Origin of the sequence: Paenibacillus glycanilyticus (assembly GCF_030161375.1) — a bacterium.
GTDB lineage: Bacteria > Bacillota > Bacilli > Paenibacillales > Paenibacillaceae > Pristimantibacillus > Pristimantibacillus glycanilyticus_B.
The window spans coordinates 64390-83635 of the sequence record NZ_BSSQ01000018.1; the positions used below are offsets into that span (position 1 = coordinate 64390).

Below are 19246 nucleotides of genomic sequence, written 5' to 3' on the forward strand. Positions count from 1 at the left end.
ATACATCTAGATGAAAATAAGATGAACTGTATTGACAAAGTTTACAGATTGTAATAATTTTAAACTAGAAATTGCGACATAATCAAACATCATATAGATGAAGTGGAGGCAATCACTATGTACAAAACAATCATTATCGGTACCGGCCCTGCCGGATTAACAGCGGCGATCTACCTGGCGCGCGCGAATATGGAACCTCTCGTTATTGAAGGCTGGCAGCCGGGCGGTCAGCTTACGACTACGACGGAAATCGAGAACTTCCCGGGTTTCCCTGAAGGCATTCTCGGCAGCGAACTGATGTCCAACATGCGCAAGCAAGCGCAACGTTTCGGCGCATCGTTCCGCAACGGCTCGGTTAAGAGCGTTGACTTCAGCAAACGTCCTTATACGCTTGACGTAGAAGGCATCGGCGAGATTCAAGCCGAAACGGTTATTATCTCGACAGGCGCATCCGCGAAATACCTCGGCATCCCTGGCGAGCAAGAAAATATCGGCCGCGGCGTCAGCACTTGCGCGACTTGCGACGGCTTCTTCTTCCGCAACAAAAAGCTCATCATCGTGGGCGGCGGCGACTCCGCAATGGAAGAAGCGGTGTTCCTGACGCGTTTTGCATCCGAAGTAACGGTTGTGAACCGTCGCGACGAGCTCCGCGCTTCGAAGATCATGCAGGACCGCGCGCGCGCGAACGAAAAAATCAGCTGGAACCTGAACAAAACTCCGCTTGAGGTCGTTCCTGGCGAGATGGGCCTGAAAGGTCTGAAAGTACGCAATAATGCTACTGGCGAAGAAGAATTCGTAGAAGCGGACGGCGTGTTTATCACGATTGGCCATACGCCTAACACGAAATTCCTCGGCGGCCAAATCACTACCGACGAGCAAGGCTACATTATCGTGAAGCCGGGCACTTCGGAGACTAACATTCCTGGCGTATTTGCTTGCGGCGACGTACAAGACCGCAACTATCGCCAAGCGATCACGGCTGCGGGCAGCGGCTGTATGGCAGCTTTGGACGCGGAGCGCTTCATTGAAGCACACGCGCACGACGTGGCACACGTGTAAGAGTAGTATAACAAGTTAAAAGGCACAACCTCGCTAATTTGGATTAGCGGGTTGTGCCTTTTTTTATTTTACCATTCCGCGAACGAACCGTCGTCATACGCAAGCCGCGGCGTATCCCAATCTCCTCCAAAGCTTCGCTCGATGAGCGCTTCTTCATTGATTTCGATGCCAAGTCCCGGGCCTTCGGGAATGGCGACATGGCCGCCTGCCACTTCAAACGGCTTCTGCAAGTATCCTTCGCCAAGATCCCACTTCTCCGCCATGGACGGATGCTCCTGGATGAGGAAGTTTGGCGTACAGGCATCCAGCTGCAAGCAAGCCGCGAGCGAGATCGGGCCAAGCGGATTATGAGGCGCTATGGACGCGTAGTAGGTTTCCGCCATAGCAGCGATTTTGCGGCCTTCGAAGATGCCGCCGGCATGGCACAGGTCGGGCTGCACGATCGCCACCGCGCCTTTCTCCAGTGCCTCGCGGAAGCCCCAACGCGTGAACAAACGCTCGCCGGTTGCAATCGGAATACTCGTCGACTCCGCAACGCGCAGCAGCTGGTCCACATTTTCCGGCAAGCATGGCTCCTCGATAAACATCGGATAATAAGGCTCCAGCGCCACAGCCAACCGGATCGCCATCGCCGGGCTGACTCGCCCGTGGAAGTCGATGGCGATATCGACTCCGCTGCCTACCGCTTCGCGGGCTGCCGCGAACTTATTCACTTGGCTCTCCACGAAAGCGAGCGAGTCAATGTTGCGAACCGGTGCGTCTACGCCGGTCTTGATCGCGTCAAAGCCCGCCGCCACTCTCAGCTTGGCATTTGCGGCAAATTCCTCCGGCGTTGCGCCTCCGCAGTGGCAATACATGCGGATCTTGTCGCGGACGCGTCCTCCCAGCATTTCATAAACAGGCATATTGTAGAACTTGCCTTTAATATCCCAAAGCGCTTGCTCGATGCCGCTTATCGCGCTGACGAGCACCGGTCCGCCGCGGTAGAACGTGCCTCGGTACATGATTTGCCAGTGATGCTCGATACGCAGCGGATCTTCGCCAATCAGATAGCGCTTCAGCTCTTCGATGGCTGTCGCGACGGTTAAGGCACGGCCTTCTACAATAGGTTCGCCCCACCCGACAATCCCTTCGTCGGTCTCAATCTTCAGGAACAACCAGCGAGGTTTGACATGGTAGAGCTTCATATCCGTTATTTTCACGATTAGAATCTCCTTTTTTCGTTATTTCCCTTTATCCGCCCATACCGGGAGAAGCGCGCCGCCATCCATGTATAGCGTTGTACCCGTCATATAACCGGCGCTATCGGAAGCGAGGAACACAGCGGCTGCCCCTACCTCTTCAGGCGTGCAGAACCGCGCCATCGGTATGCGGGATGAAATATTCGCAATAGCCTTCTCCATGCGTTCGTCGCCATCCATCCTGCTGTTCCTCGTGTAACCCGGAGCAATTCCCACAACCCGAATGCCATGAGGGGCAAGATCGAGCGCCATATTTTTCGCTAACTTGTTCACGCCGGCCTTGGCTGCCGCATACACCGTCGAGTTCGACCAGCAGCCTTCCGCGTGATTCGAGCTGATATGAATAATAGCGCCGCGTATCCCCTGTTTGACCATCAGACGGGCCGCATGCTGGGAGCAGAAATACAAACCGCGCAAATCCGTATTGATAACCTCTTCGAACAGCTCAGGAGTCGTCTCCAGAAACGGCTGCATCCGCGTAATGCCGGAGTTGTTCACGAGCACGTCGAGCCGGCCGAACCGGCTCTCCACCTGCTCCATCAGCGAAGCGATCTGGTCCAGATCGGCGACATTCGCCTGAACCGCTTCCGCCTTTACGCCATAGGACAGCAGCTGCCGGACGACTTCCTCCGCCTGCTCGGCGCTTTTGTTGTAATTGACGCATACGTTGTACCCGGCTTTGGCGAATTCATGCGCAATGCCTTTGCCAATCCCTCGGCCGGATCCCGTAACAAGCGCTACTTTACGTTCCAAGGCAATCTCCTACCCTTTCAATCCCGTGAAAGAAACGCCTTTCTCAATCAGTTTCTGACAGGACGTAATGATGAGCATAAGCGGTATCGTGGCGATAACGAGACTGGACATAATGACGTTCGACCCTAAACTTCGCCGCTGCTGGAAGTCGTTAAGCGCAACCGTGAAGGTCCAGACATTTTGCGTGCGCGCAACGACAAGCGGCCACAGAAATTCGTTCCATACCGCGATAAACGTCATGACGGCAACAACGGTGAAGATTGGCGCGGACATCGGCACAACAATGCGGTAGAAGATCTTCATCTCGCTAGCGCCGTCAATCCGGCCCGCCTGCAGAAGCTCGCTCGGCAGCTGTTCGAAAAATCCTTTGAACAAGAAAATAACGATCCCCCATGCGGTATGCGGCAATATAATCCCCCACAGGGTGTTGACCAAATGCAGCTTATCCATCGTCAAATACAGCGGCACGAGTATCGCAATTTCGGGAATCATAATCGTCGCTACGAAAAACAACGTCAACCAGCCGCTTGTTTTGCTGCGCAATAGATGCGCAAGCGCGTAACCTGCCGTCCCCCCGATAATGAGCTGAAGAATAATGGTTATGCCGGTAACCAGAACGCTATTCAGCAAGAAATGCGGGAAGCCGTACGATACCGTACCCGACTTGCTGTCCACGCCGCCCGTCATTTCCCATAACACGATGTAGTTGTCGAAGAGGCGTTTCCAATCGCTAATTTCATCAATCGTTTGCACCTTGCCCTTAACCACTTTGGACTCGGACAGCCATTTCAAAGCGTTAGCCGCCTGCTGCGGCAGCTCTGGGCGAATCGTCGTTTCGCCGCTATATTTGTCGCCTTCGCCTAAAAATGTGAAAGCCGTATACTTGTTGTCGCGAATCTTCTGCAGCTTATTTTTCATCGTGGCATGGGTTGCGATCATCGTTGGGACAATCTCGGAGCGTCCTACCGTAAACTTGTAGGAAGGCATCGACGCTTTGTAGACGACTTCGCCGTCCTTCACGCCTGTTACCTTCATCGCGCCAACAGCTTCATTCTGCATGCGTTTCCAGGTGAACCAGATCGCTTCCATCGCATCAAGCTCATAATCTTCTTTCTTCAGATCATCCGTACCGTCATAATTCAGCGTCACGTTGACGGTCTTTGGTACTTCCGGCAACCATGTTGGCGGAAACTTATAGATGGTAATGTTGTCTTTCATCGATGAGCTGACCATCCAGAACAACGGTACGATGGATGCCAGAATAAAAAAGGCAGCCACCGAATAAGAGACGATTTTGACCGATAATGAACCTTTCTCCTTAATACGTCCGCGTCCAGCCATGAGATGCTCCTTCCTGCTTGCATATTGAAGGCAACCGAACCGTCAATCCTTGTTCGTTAATTTGATTTGCAAATAAGTAATGAAGGCGATAATGACAAACATGACGAACGAGATCGAGCCGGCCACCCCAAAGCGGAATTCCTTGAAGGAGCTGTTGAAGACAAGCATCGACAGCGTCCGCGTGCTGCTCGCCGGGCCGCCGCCCGTCATAATGTACATCGGGTCGAACGTTAAGAATACGCCGCATATGAACGATATAAATTGAATGCCGATAACGAATTTGAGGCTCGGGAACACGATCGAGCGCATCCGGCGCCATGGACCGGCACCGTCGATTTTGGCCGCTTCGATATTTTCGCTTGGAATGCCCTGCAGCGCGGAATAGTAGATGAGCATCCCCATCCCGGTCGCGAATACGCCTGGCAGCACGATGGACCACTTGGCCATGGCCGGGTCATTCAACCAGCCATACGGGCCTAGTCCGATGAAATGAAGCAGATAGTTCAATAAACCGTAATCCGGATTATAAAGCCACTTCCACAGCAGGTAACCGGCAACCGCCGGAACCGCGGTAGGCAGTAAATACAAGGACCTTAATGTCTTGCTCGCAAACTTAATCTCATTGAGCAGCACCGCCTGAACGATCGGCACCCAGAACGTGAGTATGAAATAGATAAAGAAGAACGCAAACGTATTGCGAAAAGCATTCCAGAACTCGCTCGAATCGATGAGATACTTATAGTTATCCAGCCAGACGAATTTGCCCGGCGGGTTGATGACTTTGTAATCGAAAAAGCTCATATACACCGCCTGAATTAGCGGGTAGTACTTGAACAATACAAAACATAGGATTGCGGGAGTGAGGAAAGTTATCGCTGTCCACGAAATCTTAAACCGGGGTTTAACCCGTGCATGCAACTGAGGTTTAGGGCCTTGGGTGGCTGCTTTCAACGGTTTGACGCCTCCTCTCCAAATGGCAGGCGGAGCAGCTCACGGCGTGAACATGCCCGCTTATCGGCTCCGCCTTCATTCGAGATTACTATTTCTTCACGGATGCGTTATACGCATCAACCACTTCTTTTTGCGCCGCATCCTGTGCTTCCTGGAGAAGCTGCTTCGGATCGGATTTCTCGTCCGTCAGCGCCTTTTGAACCGCTTTGACCACATATGGAGTCAGACGTTCCTTCAGGAAATATTCCAGATGCGTGTCGGATGCCGCTTTGTTCACGGCCGCCACAAGCTCAGGCGAAATGTCTTTCGCGAATTGAGAAGGATCCACATCGGTGCGAACGGACAGCAGGTTCGGGAAGATGCCGTTTTCTTGCTGGAATTGGAGGTACTTCTCGGCTACTTCTTTGGAGTTAATATAGGTGATGTATTTCCAAGCCGCGTCTTGTTTTTCTTTGGTCGTCTTCGGATTGATGATCCAATAAGCGCCGCCGATTTGACCCGGACCTTTGCCGCTTGGACCTACCGGGTAAGGAGCAAAACCAACGTCGTTCAAGTCCATCCCTTGCGCAACATAATCGCCAAACCCGCCGGAAGCAGCATTGGACATCGCCGCGCGGCCTTGGAAAATATCGTTCATGTTGTCCTGGTAGCTTTGGAGCACGTTGTTTTGCACGATTTTGTTCGTCCACTTCAGATCTTTATAGAATTGCAGCGCCGTTACGGAAGGCTCTTCCGTAAAAGCCAATTGAACGGTGCCGTCCGGATTGACATGCGTTAGGTCGCCGCCTGCCTGCCAGACGTAATATTCAAACCACCAGTCCGCCCATTCCATGCCAAGCAGCGTAATCCCGTATTGCTTCTTAGCCGGATCGGACAGCTTTTTGCCGAATTCAACGAGCTGATCCCAGTTCGCCGGAGGCGTATCGCGGTCGAGCCCTGCTTCTTCGAACATTTTTTTGTTCCAGAACAAGCCGGTTACATACATATCATGAGGAACGCCATAGACTTTACCGTCAATCGTGCCCGCTTCCATCGAGGAAGGGATAAATTTATCTTTGTCCGCGTAGCTGTCCCAGTAAGGCGTCAGATCAAGCGCAAGACCTTGGCCCACCCAGTCCGCGATAATCGGGAAGTGAGCCGAATGGTAAGCATCCGGACCGTTGCCGCCCGCCATCGCCGTTACGAATACTTCGCGGTCATTGGTGCCTTGCGGCATTAATTCGTGTTTGACTTTAATATTGGGGTTCGCCGCTTCGAAATCGGCATAAACTTCTTCTTTGATGGATTTCATCGTGTCATCCGGATTCGGCTGATCCCATACCGTAATCTCGACCGTTCCGCCGCTTGATGTCGTGTTGTCCGCCGTTGCTTCCGCATTGTCGGTCCCGGCGTTGTTTGTCGCCGCATTCGTGCTTGAAGAGTCATTCGTAGGATCAGATACGTTTGTCGTGTTGTTGCCATTACCCCCACTGCATGCGGACACCAATAGCATTAAGACAAGAACAATTGTCAAACTTGACCAAGTTCCGAACTGCCGCCTGTTCTTCAAAGGAATGCCCTCCTCGAATGGATATCGGATTTACAAGTCCAGTATAGGCTTAAAATGGTAGCGCTTTCTATGTAAAATCTTAACCTCCTATTAGGAATATTTTAAGCATAAACCCGGATCATTGTCCTCCTAGAAAAAGGAAAACGACCCGCGTTATCGAATAACTGCAGTAAGCGGTTACAAAAACGGATATTTTCATTCTGGGGAGGGGAGAATATGCAGTTCCGCAATAAAATGATTCTCTCCTTCTTCATCGTCGTCAGCCTAACGGCGATCATTATGGGCTACTCCTATAACCGGATGATGAGCCGCGAGCTCGAAGCATCCACGCTGCAAAGCCTTGAGAAGATGACTACGCAAACGGTCGACACGCTTGATCTCCATTTCAAGACGATCTCCAGCATTGGCTACAGCTATTTCAGCGACACCTCCCTGCAGAAGTTTTTGGATGGGCCCGCCGATACGGATAACGAGCAATATTACCGCAACCGTCTAATCTCCCAAAAAGTACAAAATCCTCTTATATCGTTCATTGCCATCACCCGCTTGGACGGCCAGCAAATGTCCAGCTACTATTATTACAATCAGAATGTCAAAGCCCTGCTGGATAAAGAACAAGCGGCCCTGTTCGACAAAGCATCGGAGATGGACGGCTTCCCCTTCTGGACGGTTTCCCATACGACAATCAGCACGACCGTTACGCCGGTCCAATCGGTAAGCTATATTCAGCTGCTCAAGCGCATTACGATGAATGAACAGCATCCGATCGGCTATATCAAGATTGATATAGCCCCCGGCGTGCTGGACAACATTTTTCCTAAACCTCAAAAAAGCGACGCCAGCAAATATTACATCGCAGACCGATCCGGCCGGATTATTTTTACGGAAAACAAAGAGGAGATCGGCATGTCCATTGCCGGCAGTCCTTTGTTTACGGCTTACAAGCAAGCGCCACAATCAAATGAGTACGTCAACTTCCGGTACGAGAACCGGGATAAAACGTACATAGGTTTCTATGAAAGGCTTAACGCCGGCGACTGGATCATGATCGGCAGCGTTCCGATGGATCAGGTGCTGGAGAAGGTCACCTCCTTCCGCCATACGCTTATCTTCATTGCCATGATCAGCTTTGTAATTGCCATGTTGCTTGCATCCCTCATCGCCGCTGGCGTCACAAGGCCGCTCAAAGAGCTGAACAAAAAGATGAAGCAAGTAGAGATGGGCGATTTCCGGGCTGCGATTGAAGTAAAAGGCAAAGACGAATTGTCTACGATTCAGCATAGTTTCAATAAAATGACTGCCGAAATTAGCTCGCTGATTTCCAAAGTATACGAAACCGAGCTGCTTAAAAAAGAGGCGGAGATTAAAGCGCTGCAAACGCAAATCAACCCTCATTTCCTCTACAATACGCTAAGCACAATCGACAGCATTTCATCGATCGACGGGGATGAACGGGTTTCTTTTATCTGTATCGCCCTCGGCAACATGCTTCGCTACAACTTGAATGGCGGCAGCCTGGCTACCGTTCAGGAAGAAATTACGCATCTTCATCAATATTTGTCCATCTACCAGATTCGGTTCTCCAAGCTGTTCACTTACGAGATTGAGGTTGAGCCCGGCCTTGAGGACATCATCGTACCGAAGTTCCTCATCCAGCCTTTGGTTGAGAATGCCATCATTCACGGTCTGGAGCAAAAAGTCGGCAATAAGACGGTTCTCGTCCGCTTAAGCAACTTGGATGAATCCACTTTGAAAATCGTCATTGAAGATAACGGAGTTGGCATGGATCCTGCCATGATCGAGCTTTTTCACCGTAAATTAAGCAACTCGAACGATATCGTGTCCCGGCAATCCTCGCCTCGAACCATGATCGGATTAGCGAACGTATTCAAACGCATTCAAATGTATTACGACAACGACCCGCGGGTGGAAATCTATAGTCAGCCGGGTGCAGGCACAAGGATTTATTTCGAGCTGCCGAAGCGAACGGCATAAGGGGATGGATCGGTTGAAGGTACTTATTGTGGAAGACGAACCGCTCTTGCGCGAAGGGCTAATTCGCAAGATCGATTGGAATAGGCTTAGCCTTACGCTGGCCGGGGAAGCCGGCGACGGATTTGAAGCGATGTTCCAGCTGGTGAGCTGCCAGCCCGATATTATCCTCACCGATGTGAGAATGCCAGGCATGGACGGACTTCAGTTCATTAATCAGGCCCGGGTCGTTTGCCCGAATGCGAAATTCGTCATCATTAGCGGATTCAATGAATTCGAATATGTTCGCGAAGCGCTGCTGAATCATGTCAAAGACTATTTGCTGAAGCCGATCGACAAGGAAAAGCTGCACGTGCTTCTTGCCGGTTTAGTGGAGGAGCTGCAGATGGAGAGGCAACAGGAGGAAGAGCGTTCCAAGCTGCATGCGCTGGACAAAATGATCCGCCAGAGCCATTTGCAGCCGCTGGATTTCCAGCTTACGCATCTTATTTCGGAGCAGGATTCGCCGATGGACGGACTCCCCTTGGAATTCGTTCGAAGCAACTCGTTCGCTTCCGTTTCCGTACGGATCGTCTACCGCATCGAGACTTCCCGCTTCAAGGAGAACGAGGAGCCCCTCGCCCGGTTCGCCGTCCAGAACAGTATTGAGAACGCGCTTGCCGCGCTCCCCGTCGAAGCGATTGCGTTCAAACACGCTTACCACTCCGAGGAGATTGTCGTGTTCCTCGCCTCCAGAACGAGTCCCCTCGATCCGGGAACCATTGTCGACACGTTAACGCAGACGGTCAAATGGATCGGCCAGCATCTAGGACTCATCGTATCCATTGGGGTGGGCGGCGCAAAAAAAGAACTGACGCAGCTTAGGCTCTCTAGCCTTGAAGCAAGGAAAGCGCTGCAAAACAGACTGCTGTTCGGCGGCGGCCATGTCTATACGGATGTGGCGAACCATTCGCCTTCGGCAGCCGTGTTTCCGCTCCTTCAACAAGCAGAACGCAGTTTAACGGCTTTGCTTGCGGATGGGCAACACCGCGAATTCCTCGATTATGCCACGCAGCTGTTCCATACGCTTGCCGAGTCGCCGGACGCGAGGTATGACCACATGGAATATCTGTATACCGAGATCGTTCATATCCTCCGGAAACATGCGGCCAAGACGGCTATCGAGCTGCCGAACTGGAATCTCGGCACGCCAATCGCAAGTCTTGAGAACTTTACGGACTGGCGAGATATCATGCAAGTTATCAAGCAGCAGCTCGAGCGGCTAAGCCATGTTCTTAATGGCGGCTCCGAGCGCTCTTGCGACGATATTATCGAAAGCGTGCAACAGTATGTGCAGCAGCATTACGAAGAAGAATTGTCTCTGCAATGGGTTAGCGATACGTACTACATCCATCCCAATTATTTCTCGAAGCGGTTCAAGCATATCGTTGGCAGCAGCTACAACGATTATGTAACGCGGGTGCGCATCGAACGGTCGAAGGAGCTGCTCAAGACGACGACGCTAAAGATCGCGCGCATCTCGGAGCTCGTCGGATACGAAGACCAGAGCTATTTCTGCAACGTGTTTAAGAAAGTAACGGGCGTTAGTCCTTCTGCTTACCGGGTTTGATTGAATCGATAGCGGATTAGCGTAATGACGGATTGAATGAAGAGCATGAGCAGTATGCCGCTTAGGAACGAGTAAAAGTTGATGTATATCGTGTTGGTGTACTGATTCAGCCAGCCAAACTCATCAATGAGGCCATCAATCTGATCATGGATCCTTTGCGCTTTATCCACCTGAAGCAGGATCGACACCGCGAGCAAAACAAGCAGGATAATGGAGATCCTGGCCCTATTGTGGTGCATGAGATACCGCTCTCTATGCACGATTAAAGCTATACCGGCCAATAGCAACAAATACATCGGCAGCTCGATGAACCAAAGGATAACCGCAGGATTACCGTTGCCCGAGATGGCTTTGTCCGGCAGCATCTCAATCGTGAACAGATCAACGAGAAAGATAAGGACAATATTAATAAGGAACACCGCTAGCGTTGCAATTCTTAATGATTTTGTGTTCAAACCGTCGCACCTCCCCCAACAAGAGCTATTTATAATCTCTATTCGCCACAGACATCTAGTTTACCGCTTTTCCAACACGTTCAATCACTTCCCGCCTATTTACCCGCCAGCGGCCAATCTCAAACTACTGCTGCAGCCCCGGCCTGGCTGCAGCAGGCTTTTTGCCTGCTATTCGCACGCATGCGAAGCCTTTCCTTCGCGCACACTATCGCGTAGGAAAGGAATGAGGAACCGATGACTCAAACAAACGACGTTCTCAATAAACAAATTGCGAACTGGAGCATTCTCTACATCAAATTGCATAATTACCATTGGTATGTAAAAGGAACGCAGTTTTTCACTTTGCATGTGAAATTTCAGGAGTTCTACGAGGAAGCGGCGCTCCATGTCGACGAGCTTGCCGAGCGGCTGCTTGCGTTAAAAGGCGCCCCCGTCGCTACGATGGCGGAGTATCTTAACATCGCGAGCATCAAGGAAGCGTCCGGCAACGAATCGGCTCATCAAATGGTCGAGGTTCTGATCGCCGATTTCTCAACCGTCATCGGCGAACTGAAAGAAGGCATGGAAATTGCGCAAGGCGCTGGCGACGAGACAACCGCCGACATGCTGCTGGCGATTCATACCACTCTCGAGAAACACGTGTGGATGTTGACCGCCTTTAATGCTTAATCTCTCAAGCACAAACACCCCCGCTTAAGCCAACCGTTTGGCCTTTAGCAGGGGTGTTTTCATGTCATCTATTATGCTAGCCTATGCGGCCGCGTCAACTTCATTCTCCTCGCGCTTCGTGAGCACTTCCTTCTTCAAGAACCAGGTAATTACGAAGGATACGATGGCAAATCCGAGAGCAATTACAAAGATGTGGTCAAAAGAATTCGCAAATACCGTCTGAATCTTCAGCACGAGATCGGATGGCAAGCCGGTTGGAATGCCGCCCGTTTTAATCGAATCGACGGTCGCCGGATCCATTCCGCTCGATAAGCCATTAATGCCGTCTTTGATGCTCTTGGCAAGAACGCTGCCGAATACGCTGAGACCAACCGTAGCTCCAAGCGATTGGAACAGTTGAACCGTACCTAGCGCTACCCCGCTATGTTCCTTCTGTACCGACTCCTGCACGATCAGATTATCTCCGCCAAACAACGCCCCGATGCCTAATCCCATTACGAAGAAGGCAATAATAACAAACAGAGGAGTTGTGCCTACGGCAAGCTGCGTGAGCATAAAGATCCCTACTAGCGGCAATACAAAGCAAGTAATAAACAAGTTACGGTAAGCTACCCGGGTAATCAGGAACCCGTTAACGATACTGGACGGAATAGCTCCGGCCATAAACGCGAACATCAGATAACCGGCCTGCGTTGGCGTTAGTCCCATTACGTTTTGCGCGAAAAACGGGAACGTTGCGATACCGCCCATCAGTCCCAGCATTAACGTAAAGACGAGAAGCGACAATACAACGACATTTCGGTTGCGGAACAAGTGGAGCGGAATGATAGGCTCCTTAGCTCTGGACTCGATCCTTATAAACAATACGATTAGCAAAGCGGATAACGCGAGCAGGCCAATAATAAGCGGGGACGACCAGCTTAATCCTTGATTATCAATTAATACAGGTGCGATCAGGAAGGACAGCAATGCCGCAACAAGCGTGCCCGCACCGGCCCAGTCAATGGTATGCTTCTCTTCTCCTCTGGACTCGTGTAGTCCTTTGAACAAGAAGGCAACCGCAATGACAGCTACAGGAATATTAATCAGGAACAACCAATGCCAATTCAGATTGCCGACAAAATAACCGCCGATGGTTGGGCCAATCAGCTGCGGCAATATCATAAGCGGACCAATGAGACTTTGCACTTTCGCGCGTTGTTCAAGCGGGAACGACTCCCCAATAATAACAAGCGCAATCGGCATCAACCCGCCGGCGCCGATCCCTTGAATACCTCGGCCAATAAGCAGCTGGGCCATGGAATCAGCGGAGCCGCACACGATGGAACCTAGACAGAACAGGGCCATGCAGCTCATATATATTTTTTTCCTGCCAAACACGTCCGCAAGTCTGCCTAGAATAGGCATGGCTACCGTCATCGCCAGCATATATACGCCGGCTACCCAGCCGTACAGGGATAACCCGTGCAATTCTCGAATAATGGTCGGCATCGCCGTTGAGACCACAGTCTCATCCATTTCGGCAAATATAAGACCAAGCAGCAGCCCGATCAGAATAAGCGTCTTGCTATTTTCTTTCGCTTTCACATTAACACCTCTCTATTTCGTTCATCTGTGAACATCATAACCGGCGAATTTAAACTTAATTTAAACTTCAGAGGCAAAAAAAGACTGTCGACGTTACGTCGGCAGCCTAAATTCAAACTTACTATGAGATTAAACCAATTTCACCGTGCAGCTTGCTGCTCGTTCACCGTTCCACAATGCCTCAAGCACATCGCCGTCATGCAGCGCCGCTACGCCTGCAGGCGTACCGGTAAAGATGATGTCGCCGGCGCCAAGTCCGTAACGCGAGTCTATATGGCGCACCAACTCGGAAATGCTAAACAACATATCCCGCGAGTTGCCAAGCTGCGCTTGCTCGCCATTGCGAATCAGGGCAAAATCAAAAGCTTTCAGCCCTTCCTCGCCAGGATAAGCCATCCACTCGCCAATTGGCGCGGAAGCCTTGAAGCCTTTGGCATCAAGCCAAGGCTGGCCTTTGGCCTTCAGCTTGCTTTGCACGTCGCGCAGCGTCAGGTCAAGCCCAAGTGCCAAGCCATCGATAATCTCATCCGGCGACATACCCGGTTCCAGCGGTCGAGCGATACGAAGCACCAGCTCCAGCTCGAAATGCACTTCCCCGCGTCCGCCCGGAATTTCCACTGCGTTACCGTTCATCGGGACTACCGCATGAGAAGGTTTCGTGAAGACTAGCGGCTCCTCCGGTACCTCGTTGCCAAGTTCAAGCGCATGCAGCCGGTAATTCCGGCCGATGCAATAAATGTTGCGAATATCGTTTGCCATGTGTAGTCCTCCTTTGAGCATTAGCTTATCCTATTTTTTCTGCGCCGCGATCTTCTCGGCCAGTTCATTTAATTCCGCCCAACGGTCCATTAGCTCCTCGAGCTTTGTCTCCAATTGCTGCTGCTCATCAACTAATTGCTGCAATAGAGCAGAATCGCTGCCGGCGTTATTCATCTTCTCCGTAACGGCAGCCAGCTGCGCTTCCGCTTTCTCGATCCAGCCGTCAATCTGCTCGTAATCCTTCTGATCCTTGTAAGACATGCGCAAACGTTCCACTGCCGCTGGAGAATCCGCTGCCGGCTTCACGGCCGCCTGAGCAGGCTTGCCGTTTCCGGTAGCAGTTCCTGCCGAATTCGAAGCGACGCCAAACTTCTCAACGTACTCCTGGTATTCGGTGTAGTTGCCGACATGCTGCGTGATCACGCCGTTGCCTTCAAACGCTAAGATTTTGTCTACCGTACGGTCAAGGAAATACCGATCATGGGAGACTACAAAAACAACGCCAGGGAAGTCGTCGAGATAGTCCTCGAGCACCGATAGTGTCGCGATGTCCAGATCATTAGTAGGCTCGTCGAGCAGCAGCACGTTTGGCGCATTCATCAAGACGCGCAGCAATTGAAGACGCCGCTTCTCGCCGCCGGACAACTTGCCGATAATCGACCACTGCATTGCAGGCGGGAACAGAAACCGCTCCAGCATTTGGCCCGCGGAGATCGTGGTGCCGTCAGCCGTCTTCACCTGCTCCGCCCCTTCGCGAATATACTCAATGACGCGAAGCGATTCGTCCATCTCTTCATGCTCCTGAGAGAACCAGCCCAGCTTAACCGTTAGGCCACGCTCGATCTTGCCTTCGTCTGGCTGCAGCTTGTCCGCAATCAGCTTCAGCAAAGTAGATTTGCCTTCGCCGTTTCGGCCAACGATGCCGACGCGGTCTTCCGGCACGGCGATATAGCTGAAATCGCGGATCAGCGTGCGGTCGCCGAACTTTTTGCCAACCGACTCGATTTCTACGATCTTTTTGCCCAATCGCGTTGATGCAACAGATACGTCCATCTTGCCGCCCGCTTGTTTAGGCGCTTGCGCCTTGAGAGTTTCGAACCGATCAATCCGTGCTTTCTGCTTGGTCGTCCGGGCTTTCGCTCCGCGCCGAATCCAGGCCAGCTCATTGCGCAGCAGATTCTGGCGCTTGTCCTCGGAGGCGGCTTCCCGCTCCTCGCGCTCCACCTTCAGCTCAAGGAAGCGGCTGTAGTTCGCCTGATAGAAAAACGCGCGGCCTTTATCCAGCTCAATAACGCGGTTGCTCACCCGGTCTAGGAAGTAACGATCATGGGTAATCATAAGCAAAGCGCCTTTGCGCTTCTGCAGCATGCTTTCCAGCCATGCGACGGACTCGTTATCAATATGGTTGGTAGGCTCGTCCAGGATAAGAATATCCGAAGGCTGGAGCAGCGCCGCGGCCATCGCCACGCGCTTCCGCTGTCCGCCTGAGAATGTCTCCACCTTATCATTGAAGTTCTGAATGCCAAGCCGGCCAAGCGCCGTCTTTGCTTCGCTTTCCAGCGTCCATGCGTCAAACTCGTCCATCTTCTGATTCGCTTTGATCAGCCGCTCCTGCAGCGACTCGTCGCTTGGCTTCAGCTCAAGCGCTTCCAGGGCCGCCGCGTATTCGCGCACGGCACGAAGCTGAGGCGAATCGCCGCCAAGCACATGCTCGAGCGCCGTCTCGCCGGGCGCGAAGGCCGGGTCCTGCGCGAGCATCCGGACAACGACGCGGTTGCCAATCGAGACGCTGCCGGAATCGGCAGGCTCAAATCCTGCGATGACCTTCAGGAACGTCGACTTCCCCGTTCCGTTTACGCCGATAATGCCAATCTTATCGCCGTCTTCGACGCCAAAGGTCACGTCCTCGAACAGCATTTTCTCGCCATAGCTTTTTGTTATATGTTCAACCGATAATAAATGCATAAGAAGGTACCCTACTTTACATCCAAAAGTGCACCTGCCCGCTTGCGGCAGCTGCCATCCGTATCATACCATATTCCGCCGTCTGCTGGCACCAAGGGCGCAATGCCTGAGCAACAAGTATGCTCACCGGTTTCGCCTCATGCTGACAATGGCCCAATCAGCTCATTTCGCCAACTTTGCTCTCCTCTTAACGATGCCGCGCATCGTTAGGACCAACTAACTGCCGACGGTCCGCACAAAAAAACAAGCCCCGGGAACCCCCGGGGCCTCTTCATCTATTAATGTTTGCCAACCATTGCTTCCGGCTTCACGTATTCGTCGAACTGTTCCGAAGTGAGGAGACCGCTTGCGATCGCGGATTCTTTCAGCGTCAGTCCTTGTTTGTGCGCGTTTTTCGCGATTGCCGCCGCGTTCTCGTAACCGATGTACGGGTTCAGCGCCGTTACGAGCATAAGCGATTGCTCGAGGTTGCGCTTGATTACCGCTTCGTTTGGCTCGATGCCGATCGCACAGTTGTCGTTGAACGAAATCATGCCGTCCGCCATCAGAGCAACGGATTGCAGGAAGTTGTAGATAATAACCGGCTTGAACACGTTAAGCTCGAAGTTGCCTTGGCTTGCCGCAAAACCGATTGTCGCGTCGTTGCCGAATACTTGGCAAGCTGCCATCGTCAACGCTTCGCTTTGCGTAGGGTTAACTTTACCCGGCATGATCGAGCTGCCCGGCTCGTTCTCCGGAATCGTAATCTCGCCAATGCCGCAACGAGGACCGCTTGCGAGCCAACGCACGTCGTTGGCGATCTTCATCAAATCCGCCGCGAGCGCTTTGACCGCGCCATGCGCGTACACGATTTGGTCATGGCTTGTCAGCGAGTGGAATTTATTTGGAGCCGTAATGAACGTTTTGCCAGTGAGAGCCGTTACTTCTTCCGCTACTTTCACCGCAAAGTCCGGATGAGCGTTAAGGCCTGTACCAACCGCCGTACCGCCAAGCGCCAGTTCGCGCATCGTGTCAATGCTTTGAATCAGCATCGCGCGCGTTTTCTCGAGCATCGCATGCCAGCCGCTGATTTCTTGGCCTAGCGTAATTGGCGTAGCATCCTGCAGATGCGTTCTGCCGATTTTCACGATGTTATCGAACTTCTCCATTTTTTCAACGAATGTACCCGCAAGCACATCGATTGCCGGGATCAGCTTATCCTCTACATCAATAACGCCAGCGATGTGAAGAGCTGCAGGGAACGTATCGTTCGAGCTTTGGGAACGGTTTACGTCGTCGTTCGGGTGAATGCGGGCTTCGCTGCCGCGTTCGGCAAGCAGCTGGTTCGCGCGGTGAGCAACCACTTCGTTCACGTTCATGTTCGTTTGCGTGCCGCTGCCTGTCTGCCATACGACAAGAGGGAAATGCTCGTCCCACTTTCCAGCCACAATCTCGTCAACCGCTTCGCCGATTACGCCGGCTTTCTCCGCCTCGAGCTTGCCCAGCTTCAGGTTTGCGTTAGCCGCAGCTTTCTTGATAATTGCCATCGCGTATACGACTTGAATCGGCATTTTCTCGCCGCTGATTTTGAAGTTCTGAAGGCTGCGCTGGGTTTGAGCTCCCCACATTCTGTCCGCAGCTACTTTGATCTCGCCCATTGTATCTTTCTCAATCCGGTATTCCATGCTCTTAAACGGCCTCCTTCATGTTTACATGCACATAGTACTACTTTATACAAAATCACCCGGTCATTTCAATACGATTACCGTTTCATATCCATGCCGGGGCGGCATAATTCCTTGCCTGGCACGCACAAAACGCCCTGTGCAAGGGAATTCTCCTTCTCCCCCACACAGGACGCTTCTTAAACTTACAGGCCTTTCGCCGCGCGATAGGCTTCCATATATGCGTTTGCTTTTTGCTCGATCAGCGAGAAGTCGCCCGTTGCCACCGCATCCTTCGTCAGGTCGGAACCGATTCCCACGGCCACCGCGCCAGCTTTGATCCAATCCTTCAGATTGGAGAGCGATACGCCGCCCGTCGGCATAATGTTCGCTTGCGGAAGCGGACCTTTGATCGACGGAATAATGCTTGGCGAGAACAAGTTGCCAGGGAACAGCTTCACTACGTCAACGCCCAGCTCAAGCGCGCTTTGAATTTCATGAATCGTCATCGTTCCCGGCATAACCGGAATCGCGTAACGGTTGCAAAGCTTAATCGTATCCGGGTTAAAAGCAGGCGCTACCACAAATTCCGCACCAGCCATAATTGCCGCGCGAGCCGTCTCCGGATCAAGAACCGTACCTACGCCAATGATTGCGAAGTTGTCCGAATCAGGAGATACCGAGCTCGAATACTCTTTCGCCAGCTGCTCGATCGCGCGAAGCGCAAACGGCACTGTCATCGTAATTTCGATCGCTTTAATTCCGCCTTTAATGGCATGGCGCGCCATCTCGGCGACTTCCTCCGGCGAATCCGCGCGCAGAACCGCAACGACACCCGCCTCCGTTAATTGCCCAAGAACTTTCAGCTTCTTCATGAATAATGACCTCCCATAGTCATAAGCGAATTAAACTTTAAAAGATTGAACATTCCCGCTCCATTATAGGCCTATATTTGACATTCGGACAACCCTAGCAAAAAACTGGTTCCGTTTTTACTTGTAAGCGGATACTTATAATATACATAGTCAATCCTTCCAATTAGAAAGGAATGATTCTAATGACAACGCCATCCGTCTCGCATCTCATTACGCCCGGATCAACCCTCTATTCCCTGATGACCCGTCACAAGGGCCAGCTAATGACCGTATCGACCGCCGCCGGCGAAGTACAGGGTTATCTAACGGCTTTTGATCCTACTTACCTCACCTTGACGACCGATTTGAATCAGACTAAATACGTGCTTGTCATGAACATCGCGTCGTTTTCTTTTGATGCATAAATCCATCGCAAAAAGAGGGTATCTCCCGCCGGCCAATCGGCTACTTGGGAGATACCCTCCTATTGTTTTACACTTCGGTATAATCAATCTCGAGAAAGGCTTCTACTTCCTTCTCCCAACGCTCCGCTACGAAAGCGGCGTGCAGCGGATGAGCATTATAAGCCTCATAAGCCGCTTGGCCCGCAAACTCCATCGAAAATCCGAATTTGTAGTCGTTTTTCGGACTAACTTGACGGAATACCCGGAACTGCTGAACAACCGGTATAGAACTAAGAATAGCTTTGCCGTCCTCCAGAAACTTGCTTTCAAGCTCTGAACCATCGGCATGTTTTAACGTAAAAATAACGGAATGCTGAATCCATGTTGCTGCAGGCAAGTGCTTCCTCTCCTTTTT

General features: G+C 51.8%; 17 protein-coding genes. 5 read left to right on the forward strand and 12 right to left on the reverse strand.

Annotated elements, in window-relative coordinates; genetic code table 11:
- The first annotated feature begins 117 nt into the window (after window positions 1-117).
- On the forward strand, window positions 118-1059 hold the full coding sequence (trxB, locus tag QQK89_RS22835; protein ID WP_284240992.1) for a thioredoxin-disulfide reductase: 942 nt from the start codon (window positions 118-120) through the stop codon (window positions 1057-1059).
- A gap of 68 nt (window positions 1060-1127) precedes the next feature.
- Here the strand turns inward: trxB and dgoD are convergent, their stop codons facing one another.
- The 5 genes from dgoD to QQK89_RS22860 form a co-directional block, all read right to left on the reverse strand.
- Window positions 1128-2261, reverse strand: coding sequence for a galactonate dehydratase (dgoD, locus tag QQK89_RS22840; RefSeq protein ID WP_284240993.1), 1134 nt, complete (start codon window positions 2259-2261; stop codon window positions 1128-1130).
- Between the two features lie 21 nt (window positions 2262-2282).
- Window positions 2283-3053 (reverse strand): SDR family NAD(P)-dependent oxidoreductase, encoded by a 771-nt coding sequence (locus tag QQK89_RS22845; RefSeq protein WP_284240994.1) that lies wholly within the window; start codon window positions 3051-3053, stop codon window positions 2283-2285.
- A gap of 9 nt (window positions 3054-3062) precedes the next feature.
- Window positions 3063-4394, reverse strand: a complete 1332-nt coding sequence (locus tag QQK89_RS22850) for a carbohydrate ABC transporter permease (protein ID WP_284240995.1) — start codon at window positions 4392-4394, stop codon at window positions 3063-3065.
- Window positions 4395-4436: 42 nt separating this feature from the next.
- Window positions 4437-5345, reverse strand: a complete 909-nt coding sequence (locus tag QQK89_RS22855; RefSeq protein WP_284240996.1) for a carbohydrate ABC transporter permease — start codon at window positions 5343-5345, stop codon at window positions 4437-4439.
- An 88-nt stretch (window positions 5346-5433) separates the two neighbouring features.
- A complete protein-coding gene (locus tag QQK89_RS22860) occupies window positions 5434-6894 on the reverse strand; it encodes an extracellular solute-binding protein (RefSeq protein WP_284240997.1) in 1461 nt (486 codons plus the stop codon).
- Window positions 6895-7110: 216 nt separating this feature from the next.
- Between QQK89_RS22860 and QQK89_RS22865 the strand changes: the two genes are divergently transcribed.
- A complete protein-coding gene (locus tag QQK89_RS22865; protein WP_284240998.1) occupies window positions 7111-8889 on the forward strand; it encodes a cache domain-containing sensor histidine kinase in 1779 nt (592 codons plus the stop codon).
- Between the two features lie 13 nt (window positions 8890-8902).
- Window positions 8903-10495: a response regulator gene (locus QQK89_RS22870; RefSeq protein ID WP_284240999.1), complete on the forward strand. Its 1593-nt coding sequence runs from the start codon at window positions 8903-8905 to the stop codon at window positions 10493-10495.
- Here the strand turns inward: QQK89_RS22870 and QQK89_RS22875 are convergent.
- Window positions 10483-10950, reverse strand: a complete 468-nt coding sequence (locus QQK89_RS22875) for a hypothetical protein (protein ID WP_284241000.1) — start codon at window positions 10948-10950, stop codon at window positions 10483-10485. The genes QQK89_RS22870 and QQK89_RS22875 overlap by 13 nt on opposite strands.
- A gap of 234 nt (window positions 10951-11184) precedes the next feature.
- Here QQK89_RS22875 and QQK89_RS22880 point away from each other — a divergent pair, with 234 nt between their 5' ends.
- Window positions 11185-11619, forward strand: coding sequence for a Dps family protein (locus QQK89_RS22880; protein WP_284241001.1), 435 nt, complete (start codon window positions 11185-11187; stop codon window positions 11617-11619).
- A gap of 81 nt (window positions 11620-11700) precedes the next feature.
- Here the strand turns inward: QQK89_RS22880 and QQK89_RS22885 are convergent, their stop codons facing one another.
- From QQK89_RS22885 to QQK89_RS22905, 5 genes are all read right to left on the reverse strand, one after another.
- Entirely contained in the window at window positions 11701-13206 is a 1506-nt protein-coding gene (locus tag QQK89_RS22885) for an MDR family MFS transporter (protein WP_284241002.1), read from the reverse strand.
- Between the two features lie 129 nt (window positions 13207-13335).
- Window positions 13336-13965, reverse strand: a complete 630-nt coding sequence (locus tag QQK89_RS22890) for a fumarylacetoacetate hydrolase family protein (protein WP_284241003.1) — start codon at window positions 13963-13965, stop codon at window positions 13336-13338.
- A gap of 30 nt (window positions 13966-13995) precedes the next feature.
- On the reverse strand, window positions 13996-15930 hold the full coding sequence (locus tag QQK89_RS22895) for an ABC-F family ATP-binding cassette domain-containing protein (protein WP_284241004.1): 1935 nt from the start codon (window positions 15928-15930) through the stop codon (window positions 13996-13998).
- 278 nt (window positions 15931-16208) lie between these two features.
- Window positions 16209-17594, reverse strand: coding sequence for a class II fumarate hydratase (gene fumC, locus QQK89_RS22900; protein WP_284241005.1), 1386 nt, complete (start codon window positions 17592-17594; stop codon window positions 16209-16211).
- Between the two features lie 185 nt (window positions 17595-17779).
- The gene (locus QQK89_RS22905; RefSeq protein WP_284241006.1) at window positions 17780-18448 is read right to left on the reverse strand and encodes a bifunctional 2-keto-4-hydroxyglutarate aldolase/2-keto-3-deoxy-6-phosphogluconate aldolase; all 669 of its coding nucleotides are present in this window, start codon (window positions 18446-18448) and stop codon (window positions 17780-17782) included.
- Window positions 18449-18630: 182 nt separating this feature from the next.
- Here QQK89_RS22905 and QQK89_RS22910 point away from each other — a divergent pair, with 182 nt between their 5' ends.
- Window positions 18631-18852 carry a DUF2642 domain-containing protein gene (locus tag QQK89_RS22910; protein ID WP_284241007.1) on the forward strand — a complete coding sequence of 74 codons (222 nt, stop codon included), beginning with the start codon at window positions 18631-18633 and terminating at the stop codon, window positions 18850-18852.
- Between the two features lie 67 nt (window positions 18853-18919).
- Here QQK89_RS22910 and QQK89_RS22915 read toward each other — a convergent pair whose 3' ends face one another.
- Window positions 18920-19228: a Dabb family protein gene (locus QQK89_RS22915; protein WP_284241008.1), complete on the reverse strand. Its 309-nt coding sequence runs from the start codon at window positions 19226-19228 to the stop codon at window positions 18920-18922.
- Between the last annotated feature and the right edge of the window lie 18 nt (window positions 19229-19246).